A 12941-nucleotide genomic window follows, 5' to 3' on the forward strand; every position below is an offset into this window, starting at 1 on the left:
AACCTTACTTTGTCAAGGCGCCCGCCCCGCTCAGGACCGGCCAAAGCGCCGAATCTACCGGATCCGGATCGCGCCTCCGCTCACCCCCGCGCGTCACCCGCGCGGGGCCGGCGGCTCCCACGGCCCGCCGCGCAGGAACCGGTCGATCGCCGCCGCGTGCGGCGCCGGGTCCAGGCCCTTGCGGGCCGCCCACCCGTCGTCGTGGTAGGTGGCCAGGTGCCGGTCGCCGGCGTCGCCGATGAGCGCGACCACGCCGCCGCGCGCGCCCGCGTCCCGCATCCGCGACACCAGGTGCAGCGCGCCCCACAGGCACGCGCCCGTGGAGCCGCCCACCGGAAGGCCGGTCGCGGCCCGCACCGCCCGCGCCGCCGCGACGCTCCCCGCGTCCGGCACCGGGATCATCAGGTCGATCAGGGACGGCAGGAAGCCCGGCTCCATCCGGGGGCGGCCGATGCCCTCGATGCGGGACGGCATCCCGGTGGCGTAGTCCGCGGCGCCCGACGCCCACCCCGGGAAGTACGCCGAGTTCTCCGGATCGACCACCGCGAGCCGCGTCGGCAGCCCGTGCTCGCGGACGTGCCGCCCCAGCGACGCCGCCGTCGCGCCCGTCCCGGCCCCGGCGACCACCCAGTCCGGCCGTCCCGCCTGCGCGAACAGCTCGCCGGCCAGGTCGTCGCCGCGGTGGTCCAGCGCCCGCTCCGCCCAGCCGAACTGGTCGAGGAAGCAGCCGCCGGAGTCGGCCGCGAGCCGCCGCGCCGCGTCGTAGATCGCGAGCGGGGGAGCGGTGAACCGGACGTCGCCGCCCAGCTCCCGGACGGGCGCCGCGCGGCGCTCGTCCGGTTCGCCCGGCATCACCGCCGTGTACGGCAGCCCGAGCAGCCGCGCCGTGTACGCCTGCGCGACGGCCGCGCCGCCGCCGGTGGCCTCGAAGACCGGGGTGCCCTCGACGATCCGCCCGCAGGCGATCGCGTGCCGGAACAGCGCGCGCGCCGCCCGGTGCTTCAGGGTGCGGGTGGGGTGCGCGGACTCGTCCTTCAGCAGGAGGGACACGCCCCAGGAGCCGGGCAGCGGGAAGGGGATCAGCGGGGTGGGTTCGGCGCGCGCGGCGTCGTCGGTCAGGGCGCGGATCGAGCGGGCGGCCCAGGCGCGGGCGTCGTCGAGGTCGGCCATACCGGGCATCCAACCAGATCCGGTTCAGGGCCCCGCGGGGTCAGGTCGCGGAGACGATGAAGCTCGAATCGCCGAAGCCGACCTCGTCGCCGGGGCGCACCCGCGCCGGTCCGGTCAGCCGCCACCCGTTCACCCGGGTGCCGTTCATCGACCCCAGGTCCGTGATCATCCAGGCGTCGCCGGTGCGGTAGATCTCGGCGTGGAAGCGGGAGACGGTCAGGTCGCTCAGCACGAACTGGCAGGCGGGGGCGCGCCCCACCACGATGCGCGACGGCCCGCCGGACGGCAGCGCGAACCGCGGCAGCCGCGGCGCCCGCCACGCGGCCTCGATGCGCGCGGTCGCCTGCGAGAACGACGAGACCAGCCCGGTGAGCCGGCCGACCACCCGGCCGGGCGGCGGCAGGTCGTGGACGATCTCGTCGAGTTCGGCGCGGCTGCGGGCCTGCAGCGCCATGTCGACGCGCCGCTCGAACGTCTCGTGCGAGATGCGGCCCTCGGCCACCCGGTCGCTGAGGACGCGCAGCACCCGGTCGCGCTCCCCGTCGGACGCCCGCACCGGGTATGAGGGCCCACCGTCCATGTTCGTGAGTATCCAGTCCCCGTCGTCGGCTGTCCAGAAAAGATCTCCGGAGGGCGGGCGATCGCCCGCGCCCGCCCTCCACCTCTTCGATGGCGGAGATTCCCTGAAAGTTCGCCCGGAACCGGTCAGTTCCGCGGCAACCGGTCGAGCAGTTCGCGCGCCTTCCCGGCGAACGCCGGATCGCCCGTCGCGGCGGCCCGCTCGAGGTGCTCCGCGGCGCGGGCGGCGGCGCCGTCCTCGGCGGCCATCTCGCCGAGCCGGCAGCACGCCTCGGCGACCAGCTCGGGCAGGTCGGTGACCTCCAGCATCCGCTCGTACCAGTGGCGCGCGCCGTCCCGGTCGCCCACCCAGTAATGCAGCTCGCCGAGGTGGCCCGTCGCCAGCGGCGCGTGCCGGTCGTCGGCCGCGAGGGCCCGCTCGTACCAGCGGTGCGCCTCGGTGACGTCCCGCGCCTGCTTCGCCGGGGCGGCGAGCAGCATGGCCGCGTAGCCCTCGGTCTTCGGGTCGCCCGCGTCGACGGCGCGCAGCAGGTGCGGCCGCGCCGCGTCTTCGTCGCCGCGTCCGGCGGCGACCCAGCCGAGGCCGAGCAGCGTCCACGGGTCGTCGGGCCGGAGGTCCAGGCAGGCGCGGTAGGCGGCCTCGGCCTCGTCGAGGTCGCCGTCGGCGCCGCGCGTGCGGGTCATGTCCGCCAGCCGCACGGCCGCCGTGTACCGCAGACCTTCGGGCACGTCGTCGCCGAGTTCCGCGGCGCGGCGGTGGGCGTCGCGGGCCGCCTCCACCGCCCCGTGCATGTCGCCCTGCTCGTACAGCAGGTACGAGAGGGAGACGCCGTCGGCCACGGCGGCGGGGCCGCCGCCGTGCTCCAGGGCCCGGCGGTGCGCCTCGGTGAGGGCCGCGGCCGGCGGCTCGGCCCGGTCCGCCAGCCGCTTCGCCGTCGCCCGCCAGGTGCGCGCCCGGTGCTCCGGGTCGTCGGCGCGGTCGGCCAGCAGGCCGGTGAGGAAGATGATGTCCTCGGGGACGTGGGCCCGGTCGAGACGCTCGCGCAGCACGTCCTCGGACGGCTCGCCCGCCTCGGGCACGGTGAGCGGGTCGCCGGGCGCGAACAGGTGGACTTCGCCGCCGTACCCGTGGCGGCTCTGGACGAGCGCGGCGGCCAGCACGCGTCCGTCCGGCGACCAGGCCAGGGTCGACACGCCGTGGTGCCCCTTCGGGCGGCAGCGCATGAGCGGGCGGCCGTCCTCGGCGCTCCAGAGGCCGATGTGCTGGGGCCCGCCGTCCGCGCCGCCGGTCATGCCCGCGAGGCAGGACCCGTCCGGCCGGACGACGCCCGCCCCGACACCGGTGAGCGTGGCCAGGTGCCGCCCGTCGGACGGGTCGAGGACGAGCAGGCCCGCGCCGCCGTAGACGAACATGCGGGTCTCGTCGGCGGTGAAGGACGCGCCGCCGGCGGACCGGCCGGGGACCGGCATCAGCCGCTCGGGGGTGTCGCCGTCGGCGGCGAAGCGGACGGCCCCGCTCCTCCCGCCTTCGTAGTCGACGCGGTACCGGCCGGTCCGCGAGCGCGCCTCGCCGGGCTGCTCCGGGATGTCGACCAGCGCGCCGGCGTCGACGTCGTAGGCCCGGGTCGGCGGGGCGGACGACCGCTCGATCACGCGCATGGTCAGCAGGTGCGTCCCCGGCACCCACTGGACGTCCTGGCCCCACGGCAGGTGCCCGTCGTGGGGGAGGCGGGCGTGCTCGGTCCAGTCCGCGGTGCGGTACACGACCAGCTCGCAGTCCTGGCTGGTGACGGCGAGGTACGTACCGTCGTCGGAGAAGACGAGGTCGGAGGGCGTGGCGGCGTCCGTGTCCGCCCCGGGGAACGGGTCCAGGACGCGGGACGCCGCCCGCAGGTCGACGAGCGCGGGCGCCTCGGGATCGGGCACGTCGTCGGCGTGGGACACGTAGACGGTCGTGCCCCAGGAGTGCCCCGGCTCGAGCGGCTCCAGCCAGGCGGCGTCGGCGACGCGGACGTCGTAGTCGGCCTGGACGAGCCCGTCCTCGTTCGACCAGCCTCCGTCGCGCTCGTAGTAGAAGTCGTGCAGGCCGTCCCAGTAGTCGTCGGCGACCGGGTGGTTGCGGACGGCGACGCGGTCGACGCGGCGCACGTACCGGTGGGCGTTGGCGTCCACCCATTCCGGTTCGAGGAAGTCGTCGAGCGGGACGGCCTGCAGCGCGTCCCACCGGAGGATGGGGCGGTCGTGCGCCGCCTCCCACAGGAGGCGGAAGAAGAACCCGGCGTCGTCGCCGGGCAGGGGCGCGTGGTCCTTGCAGGCGACGTCGTAGTAGACGACGAACACGCGGAACCGGACGCGCGCCTCGCCGGGAACGACGTCCAGGATGCGGGCGCCGTACAGATCGGTGGACATGGGAGCCTTTCCACGGGGGGACCGTCGGGCGCCTCATGATCACAGAGACCCCCGACAGTCCGCCGCGGAACGGCCGGACCGGCCGGGTGCGTCAGCGCGACAGCAGGTCGCGGGCGATGTGCGTCACCTGGATTTCGTCGGTGCCTGCGTAGATCTGGAACGACTTGGCGTCGCGGGCGAGCTGCTCGACCCGGTACTCGCTCATGTAGCCGTTGCCGCCGAACAGCTGGACGGCCTCCTGCGCGACCTCGCTCGCGGCCTGCGCGGCGTACAGCTTCATCGCGGACGCCTCGGCGAGGGTGGGGGTGCGGCCCGCGCGCTGCATCTCGATGTGCCGGAAGACGAGGTTCTGCACGTTGAGGCGCGCGACCTCCATCTTGGCGAGCTTGAGCTGGATGAGCTGGAAGTCGCCGATCCGCTGCCCCCACAGCTCGCGGGTCTTGGCGTACCCGACCGACAGCTTCAGGCACTCCTCGATGACGCCGAGGGCCATCGCGGCGACGCCGGCGCGCTCGGTGACGAAGTTCTGCTTGGCCGACTCCTTGCCGCCGCCCTTGCCGGACGACAGCAGCCGGTCGGCGCCCGCGCGGACGTCGTCGAGGAACAGCTCGCCGGTGGGGGAGGAGTGCAGGCCCATCTTCCGCAGCGGCTTGCTCTGCTCGAGGCCCTCCATGCCCGTGTCGAGGACGAACGTGAGGATCTCGCGGTCGCGGGGTTCGACGCCGTCCTCGTCGAGCTTGCAGTAGAAGACGATCGTGTCGGCGTAGGGGCCGTTGGTGATGAACGTCTTGCTGCCGTTGAGGACGTACTCGTCGCCGACCTTGCGGGCGGTGGCCTGCATGCCGCCGAAGGCGTCCGAACCGGAGTTGGGTTCGGTGATCGCCCACGCTCCGACCTTCTCCATGGTGAGCAGGTCGAGGGCCCAGCGCTCCTTCTGCTCGACGGTCCCGCGCTTCATGATCGTCCCGGCGGCGAGGCCGAGGCCCACGCCCATCGCCGACACCAGGCCCGGTGCCACCTTGCAGAGCTCGATGATCGGGAGCATGCTCATCGCCGCGTTGCCGCCGCGGCCGGTCCCCGCGTCGGCGTCGTCGCCGTCGTCGGAGGAGCCGCCGCCGGACGCGCCCGCGCGCTCCTTCTCCATCCGGGCCTTGAACGACGAGCGCGCCAGCTCGTCCATCCCGAACGTCTTGTAGAGCCCGCGGATGATGTCGTACGGCGGCAGTTCGCCCGACTCCAGCGCGTCCAGGTTGGGACGGACCTCCGCGTCGATCCAGTCGCGGACCGCGTCCCGGATCATCAGGTCTTCGTCGGACCACTCGATCATGCTCGCCTCGTTCTTTCCGCCGGTATGGGTCTTGCGACCATGAAAGCAGACGCCAAAAGCTAGCGCTTACTTGGCGGCCCGGGTCAGGGCAGGCGGACGATGTCGGCGAGCACGCCGCCGGCCGCGGTGAGGCGCTCGGGGGACGGGCTGTCGTAGACGACGAGGAGCCGCAGCCCCGGCCCGGGCCCGTCCAGGACCGCGATGCCCTCGGCGTGGTCGTCGCCGTCGCCGTACGGCAGGTCGCCCAGCACCTCCAGGTCGTCCGCGTGGACGATCTCCGGCGCGTCGGCGGTCGCGGCGCCGCGCCACCGCAGCACCCGCACCGGGCCGTCCAGGTCCATGCTGGGGCCGGTGAGGATCAGCAGGTCGTCGCCGTGCGGGCACAGGTCGCGGATGCCGAGCCCGCCCAGGTCGAGGAAGTGGGTGCGGTACGGGGCGTCGCCGTCCACCGGCAGCGCCCGCAGCCGCGCCGGGTCGTCGGGGTCGGGGCCGGGCCGGATCTCCACCAGCACCGCCCAGCCGCGCAGCACCGGCCCGCGCAGCCCGACGTAGAGCCGGTCGCCGTGCACCGCGACGCCCTCGATGTCGACGCCGTTGTCCTTGCCGGGCAGGTGCAGGAAGGGCGCCAGGTGCGGGTCCTCCGCCAGCAGGTCGGTGATCGAGTCGCCGTTCAGGCCGAGCACCGCGGCGGTCCGGCCGCCGTCCTCGCGCACCGCGCGGGGCAGCCCGTCGTCGCCGGTGACCAGGGGGATCCGCGCCAGGATGAAGCGGTTGTCCTCCCGCACGACCGTCGCGAGCCGCTTGCGGGACTTCGCCGCCGAGTGGCCCGGCTTGATCTTCTTGCGCTTGAGGCTGTGCGACCCGATCGCCCACAGCCACCCGTCCGCCCGGCCCAGGCCCTCGATGTCGGCCTCCTCCTCCGGGCCGGCGGGCAGCGGGACCAGATCGGCGAGCGGGACGGTGACGTGCCCGTCGTAGCCGGTGACGCGGCCGTCCGGGCCGGTCACCGCGGTGAGGCGCTCGACCGTGGCGGTCTCGTCGCCCGCCGCCCACAGGCAGGGGCCGTCCTGGCGGATCGCGGACAGGTTCGTGTGGGTCTCGGCCTCCCGGCTCTCCTGCCCGAAGCGGAGCTCGACCCGGCGTTCTACGATCATCTGCCCGATGGTGCCATACCGGGCGGCCCGCCCGGTCCGCGCGGCGGCGTGGTCACCTGCGCGGACGCGTCCCAGCGGACGTCCAGGCGGTCCGGCTTGCGGAACACCGGCCCCCGCGGCCGCGCCGGCCGCCCGGGGGCGAGCCGGACGCCGGGGAACCGGTCGAGCACCGCGCCGAGGGCCGCCCGGGCCTCCATCCGGGCGAGGGTCGCGCCGAAGCAGAAGTGCGGGCCGTGCGCGAACGCCAGGTGCTCGGCGGCGTCGGCCCGGTACGGGTCGAAGCGGTCGGGGTGGGCGAACACGGCCGGGTCGCGGTTGGCCCCGGTGATCGACACCCGCACCAGGTCGCCCGCCCGCACCGGCGCCCCGCCGAGGTCGGCGTCGCGGACCGCGTAGCGGTCGACGACGGCGGCGGGCGGCTCCATGCGCAGCGACTCCTCGATCACGGCGGGCAGCAGGCCCCGGTCGTCCCGGACGGCCGCCGTCAGGGCGGGGTCGGAGAGCAGGTGCAGCGCGGCGTTGGAGATCAGCCCCTCGGTCGTGTCGATGCCGCCGAACATGAGCACGGCCGCGTTCGCCACCACCTCCGCGGCGTCCAGCCCGGCCCGCCCCGCGCCGCCGCGCGCGGCCTCGGCGGGCAGGGAACCGGGGCGGGCCATCGCCTCCGCGACCGCCTCCCGCAGCGCCGCGTACGCCGCGCCGGAACGTTCCAGCGCCGCCGCCGCCCCATCGGCCGCCCCGTCGTCGGGGGCGCCCGTCAGCGCCGACACCGCGTCCACGAACGTCGCGTACCAGGACCGGACGGTCGCGGCGTCGACCTCGGGCAGATCGAGGGCTTCGGCGACCACCGCGACGGCGAGCGGCCCCGCCAGGTCGCCGCGCAGCTCCGCCCGTCCCGCCGGGGCGAGCGCGCCCGCGAGCCGGCCGGCCTCCGCCTCGACGAACGCCGCGAAGCGCTCCCGGGTCCGGGCGGGCCGGAACGGGCGGGCGAACGCGTCGCGGTGGCGGGCGTGGGCGGGGCCGTCCAGCGACAGCATGCTGGGCCCGACGACCCGGGCGGTGGAGAAGCGCGGGTCGTCGACGGTGAAGGCGGCGGCGTCCCGCATGACCCGGACGGCCAGGGCGTGCGAGGTCACGAGCCAGCCGCCGAGCGCGGGGAGCCAGGACACCGGCTCGGCGGCGCGCAGCCGGGCGAGGTGCGGATGCGGGTCGCCCTCGAGGTCGGCGACCGTCACCGCCGCGCCGACGGGGAACCGGGCAGGAAGATCGCGGGCCATGCGCCCGAGCATAGGCCGCCCCACTAATGATCTACAACGTAAAGGTGCCGGGCGGCCTCGGCTATACGGGTCGCACCTCGACCCGTGTGCCTTCGTCGGTCCGTGCCACCGACCGAAGGTCGTCGAGCGTCGGGCCGCGGACACCGGTCATCACCGCGCCGCGCAGGTCCGCGGCGGTCAGGTCGGCGTCGGTCAGATCCACATCGTCCAGGCGGGCGCCGCGCAGGACGGCGCCGACCAGGTCCGCGTCGCTCAGGTTCGCCCCGCGCAGGGTCACGTCGGTGAGGACGGTGCCGTGCAGGTCCGCGTCGCGGAGGTCGGCGCCGCTCAAGTTCGCGCGGTTCAGGACCGTGCGGCCGAGAACGGCGCCTTCCAGCCTCGCGCCGCTCAGATCGGCGTACGCCAGGTAGGCGTTGCGCAGATTCGTACGGCGCAGATCCGCCTCGCACAGTTCCGTCGCGTACAGGTGGGCGTAGCTCAGGTTCAGGCCGCCCAGACGCGCCCGGCTGAGGTCGAGGCCGCCGAGGTCCAGCCAGACGTGCTCGGAGCGGCGCGGCACGCGGCCCAGCGCCGTGAGCGCTGCCTGCACATCGGCGTCGGGCCCGGCCGTCCGCCGGGGGCGGGGAACCGTCGGGAGCGCCAGCCGGTCGTCCAGGCGGGAGGCCGGGGCGCGGCGGCGGACGAGCGCCTCCAGCGCCCGCGCCGGCTCTTCGAGCGGGGACGGCGAGTCGTCGGCCAGGCGCACCAGCGCGCCGATGCCGTCCAGCCGGACGCCCGTCTCCGCCGAACCGAGCCGCTCCACCGCCCGCGCGAGTGTCTCCATCGGCCCATGATCGGGCATAGCGCCCGCGAGACGGGCCTCGGCTTCACCGCCTGCGGCCGATGTTCCGTACGGATCCGTCTCGCGGGCCGATCACCCCGTCACGCGCCCTCGCATCCGGTCACGCCGCGGCCTGCTCCCGCCACCAGCGGCGTCCCTCCTCCGGGAGGGTATAGATCGGGTCGTGGTACTCGTATCGCCTGGTCAGAGCATCGGGGTCGGACGCCTCGAGCCCGGTCCGGTAGTTCTTGGTCCAGTAGGAGACGCCGCGCTCGCGGTCGTAGTCGGCGAGCTGGTGCACCCACCGCTTGCCGACGTAGGGGACGTCGCAGACGATGCGCGGGGTCGCGAACCCGGGCAGGTAGCCCATGATCGAGTGCTGGAGCTCCTGCGCTTCCCAGACCGCGAGCCGCCAGTGCTCGCTGCCGGGGATCATGTCGCACATGTACAGGTAGTAGGGCAGGATCCCGGCCTCGTCGAGCAGCGCGAACGACAGGTCGAGCAGCGCGTCGGGGGTGTCGTTCACGCCGCGCAGCAGGACGCCCTGGTTGCGGACGTCGCGGATGCCGGTGTCGAGCATGGCGCGGGCGGCGCGCGCGACGAGCGGCGTCACCGACCGGGCGGCGTTGACGTGGGTGTGGATCGCGATCTGCGCGCCGCGCTCGCGGGCCTTGGTCGCCAGCCGCTCCATGCCGGCGCGGACCTCGTCCTGGAGCCAGTGCTGGGGGAGGCCCATGAGCGCCTTGCTGGCCAGCCGGATGTCGCGGATGTTGTCGATGTCGAGCAGGGCGTCGACGAACGATTCGAGCCGGGGCCAGGGCAGGTTGGCGACGTCGCCGCCGGAGACGACCACGTCGCGGACGCCGGGGGAGCGGCGCAGGTAGTCGAGCATCGCCTCGTGGCGGTCCGGGGGCCGGATCGTGAACTTGTGCTTGTCGATGTTGGGGGTGGAGTTGCCGACGAGGTCCATGCGGGTGCAGTGGCCGCAGTACTGGGGGCAGGTCGGCAGCAGTTCGGCGAGGACCTTCGTGGGGTAGCGGTGGGTGAGGCCCTCGACGGCCCACATCTCGGCCTCGTGGAGGGAGTCGCGGGCGGCGTGGGGGTGGGACGGCCAGTCGGTGCGGCGGTCGGAGAACACCGGGAGCATGTAGCGGCGGACGGGGTCGGCCAGGAACGCGGCGGTGGACGAGACGTCCATGGTGTTGAGCATCTGCGGGGGCAGCAGCATCGACATCGTGGCGCGTTCGGCCTGGTCGCGCTCGAGGTCGGCGTAGAAGGAGTCGTCGAGCAGGTCGCCCATGACCGCGCGGAGCTGGCGGAGGTTCTTGACGCAGTGGGCGCGTTGCCACTGGGCCGACTCCCATTCGGCGGCGGTGACGTCGCGCCAGCCGGGGACGCGCCGCCAGTCGGGCTCCTCGAGGGGGCGGCGCCGGTAGCGGTAGGGCTGGTCCGCCTGCCGTCCGGCCGCCTGCTCCGCGGTGCCGTCCGCGGTCTGCGCGTTCCGGGCGCCGGCACCGGTGTCCGGATGCAGGGCAGTGGTCATCGTCGACCCCTCCTCGCTTCACGTGATCGCATAAAAATCTTGTGTAGGGCCGACGTTACGGGAAGACTTTCGATCAAACCAGTGGTACTCGGTATATCTTCCATGGGCTGTCGGTGACCGAAGGGGAGGCGCAATGACTCAGGAGACGGCCGCGGGGCCCGCCGGCGGGACGGGCGGGGGCACGGGCGGCGGCACGGAGATCGGGTTGCACCGGGTGCTGGAACCGGCGGGGGTGCTGCCGCAGGCGGCGCACCGGCTGGACCCCGACCCGCGGATCCGTCCGGACGAGGTCCGGGTCGCGGTCGAGCGGCTGAACCTGGACGCGGCGTCCTTCCGGCAGCTCCGCACCGCGCACGGCGGGGACCCGGACGCCGTCCGCGCCGAGGTGCTGCGGATCATCGGCGAGCGCGGCAAGATGCACAACCCCGTCACCGGTTCGGGCGGCATGCTCGTCGGCGTCGTCGACGAGGCCGGGCCGGAGTCGCCGCTCGGGCTGGAACCGGGCGACCGCGTCGCGACGCTGGTGTCGCTCACGCTCACCCCGCTCGCCGTCACCGACGGGCTCGCCGGGTGGGACGGGCGTTCGGAGCAGGTGCCCGCGCGGGGCCACGCGATCCTGTTCGCGCGCTCGATCGCGGCCGTGCTGCCCGACGACGTCCCCGTCCCGCCGGCGCTGGCGGTGATGGACGTGTGCGGTGCGCCGGCGCTGACCCGGCGCGTCGTGGAGGCGCGGGCGGCGTCCGGGGCGGCGCCGGTGGTGACGGTGCTGGGCGCGGCGGGCAAGAGCGGGTGCCTGTCGCTGGCGGCGGCGCGGCGTGCGGGGGCGGCCCGGACGGTGGGGCTGGTGCCGTCGGCGGAGGAGGCCGAGCGGCTGGCGGCGTCGGGGCTGGCGGACGCCGTGGCGCGGGCGGACGCGCGGGACCCGGTGGCGGTGTCGCGGGCGGTGGCGGAGGCCGCCGGGGGGCCCGCGGACGTGACGGTGGTGTGCGTGGACGTGCCGGGCTGCGAGCACGGCGCGATCCTGGCGACCGCGCAGGGCGGGACGGTGGTGTTCTTCTCGATGGCGACGTCGTTCCCGGCGGCGGCGCTCGGCGCGGAGGGGCTGGCGGCGGACGTGACGATGCTGATCGGGAACGGATACGTGCCCGGGCACGCCCAATACGCGCTGGACCTCCTGCGCGCCGAGCCGGGGGTTCGCATGCTGTTCACCGCCCGGTCCGGGGCGGACCCGGCAGAATGACCGGGTACGTCCCGGCGGCGGCGGGGACCCACCCGATCATCTGAGGAGAGAGCCCGATGGCGAGCATCACCGAGGACCTGCGCGGACGCGATCCGAAGGAGCGCCAGGCGCAGATCGTGGACGTCCTGGTGGACGCGTTCTCGGACCTGATGGAGCGCAGTCCCGCCGAGTTCCGCCGCCGCTTCCGGAAGATGGCGTCCGACCCGTTCGCGTTCTACCGGGGCAGCGCGTGCCTGTTCTACGCCGACATCGCCGGCGACGACGACGCGTGGGCCGACGAGCGCACCGCGCGGGTGTGGATCCAGGGCGACCTGCACGCGCAGAACTTCGGCACCTACATGAACGACGACGGCGTGTTCGTGTTCGACGTCAACGACTTCGACGAGGCGTACGTCGGGCACTTCACCTGGGACGTGAAGCGGCTGGTGGCGAGCCTGGCGCTGCTGGCGTGGCAGAAGGCGATCTCCGACGCCGACATCCGGCGGCTGATCGAGGCGTACGTGCGGGCGTACGTCGACCAGGTGCGGCGGTTCGCGTCGGGCGGCGGGGAGGACTTCGCGCTGACGCTCGACACGACCGACGGGTACGTGCGGGGGGTGCTGATCGACGCGCTGTCGTCCACGCGGATCGGGCTGCTGGAGGACAAGACGGTCCTGGAGGGGCACGAGCGGCGGTTCCGGGACCGGGCGGGGGTGCGGCGGCTGGACGAGGCCGAGCGCGCGAAGGTGGAGGCGGCCTACCGGGAGTACCTGGGGACGATCCCGGCCGACAAGCGGTTCGCGAGCCTGACCTACGAGATCAAGGACATCGTGGGGGCGTCGGGGTTCGGGATCGGGTCGGCGGGGCTGTCGGCGTACAACATCCTGGTGGAGGGGCGTTCGCAGGCGCTGGAGAACGACGTGATCCTGTCGATGAAGCAGGGCAACGTGGCGGCGCCGAGCCGGGTGGTGGACGACCCGCGGATCCGGGAGTACTTCCGGCACCACGGGCACCGGACGGCGGTGTCGCGGCGGGCGCTGCAGGCCAACACCGACCCGTGGCTGGGGTACACCGAGGTCGACGGGGTCGGTTTCGTGGTGCAGGAGCTGTCGCCCTACGAGGAGGACCTGGACTGGGGCGGGCTGACCGAGCCCGAGGAGATGCTGTCGGTGCTGGACGACCTGGGCCGCGCCACCGCGAAGATCCACTGCGTGTCGGACAGCGACTCCGACCACACGCTGGTCGGGTTCCAGGTGGAGGACGCGATCAGTTCGGTGATCGGGGCGGACGAGTCGGCGTTCGTCGAGGACATGGTGCGGTTCGGGACGCGGTACGCGGAGGTGGTGCGGGACGACCACCGGCTGTTCGTCGACGCGTTCCGCAACCACCAGATCCCCGGCCTGTGAGCCGGTCCCGGCCGCGAAGCCGGTGACCGCCACCGGG

General features: G+C 74.4%; 10 protein-coding genes. 2 read left to right on the plus strand and 8 right to left on the minus strand.

The genetic code is table 11. The annotated features are described in order from the left end of the window. Positions 1-93: 93 nt before the first annotated feature. The 8 genes from H505_RS0108830 to H505_RS40690 form a co-directional block, all read right to left on the minus strand. The gene (locus H505_RS0108830) at positions 94-1170 is read right to left on the minus strand and encodes a PLP-dependent cysteine synthase family protein (protein WP_026401697.1); all 1077 of its coding nucleotides are present in this window, start codon (positions 1168-1170) and stop codon (positions 94-96) included. 40 nt (positions 1171-1210) lie between these two features. Next, positions 1211-1750: a DUF1707 and FHA domain-containing protein gene (locus tag H505_RS0108835; RefSeq protein ID WP_026401698.1), complete on the minus strand. Its 540-nt coding sequence runs from the start codon at positions 1748-1750 to the stop codon at positions 1211-1213. Between the two features lie 125 nt (positions 1751-1875). Next, positions 1876-4158, minus strand: coding sequence for a hypothetical protein (locus H505_RS47430; RefSeq protein WP_051300455.1), 2283 nt, complete (start codon positions 4156-4158; stop codon positions 1876-1878). A gap of 91 nt (positions 4159-4249) precedes the next feature. Further along, positions 4250-5485 carry an acyl-CoA dehydrogenase family protein gene (locus H505_RS0108845; protein WP_026401699.1) on the minus strand — a complete coding sequence of 412 codons (1236 nt, stop codon included), beginning with the start codon at positions 5483-5485 and terminating at the stop codon, positions 4250-4252. A gap of 83 nt (positions 5486-5568) precedes the next feature. After that, on the minus strand, positions 5569-6639 hold the full coding sequence (locus H505_RS0108850) for a DUF3616 domain-containing protein (protein ID WP_026401700.1): 1071 nt from the start codon (positions 6637-6639) through the stop codon (positions 5569-5571). Then, a complete protein-coding gene (locus H505_RS40680) occupies positions 6636-7916 on the minus strand; it encodes a cytochrome P450 (protein ID WP_051300503.1) in 1281 nt (426 codons plus the stop codon). Before H505_RS40680 ends, H505_RS0108850 begins: the two co-directional genes overlap by 4 nt. A gap of 61 nt (positions 7917-7977) precedes the next feature. After that, positions 7978-8739, minus strand: coding sequence for a pentapeptide repeat-containing protein (locus tag H505_RS47435; protein WP_051300456.1), 762 nt, complete (start codon positions 8737-8739; stop codon positions 7978-7980). Between the two features lie 118 nt (positions 8740-8857). Further along, on the minus strand, positions 8858-10279 hold the full coding sequence (locus H505_RS40690) for a KamA family radical SAM protein (protein WP_169528811.1): 1422 nt from the start codon (positions 10277-10279) through the stop codon (positions 8858-8860). Positions 10280-10412: 133 nt separating this feature from the next. Between H505_RS40690 and kdd the strand changes: the two genes are divergently transcribed. Both kdd and H505_RS0108875 read left to right on the plus strand, forming a co-directional pair. Further along, positions 10413-11519 (plus strand): L-erythro-3,5-diaminohexanoate dehydrogenase, encoded by a 1107-nt coding sequence (gene kdd, locus H505_RS0108870; RefSeq protein ID WP_245592469.1) that lies wholly within the window; start codon positions 10413-10415, stop codon positions 11517-11519. 56 nt (positions 11520-11575) lie between these two features. Further along, positions 11576-12904: a DUF2252 domain-containing protein gene (locus H505_RS0108875; protein WP_026401702.1), complete on the plus strand. Its 1329-nt coding sequence runs from the start codon at positions 11576-11578 to the stop codon at positions 12902-12904. The last annotated feature ends 37 nt before the right edge of the window (positions 12905-12941 follow it).

This window comes from Actinomadura rifamycini DSM 43936 (assembly GCF_000425065.1).
Lineage (GTDB): Bacteria > Actinomycetota > Actinomycetes > Streptosporangiales > Streptosporangiaceae > Spirillospora > Spirillospora rifamycini.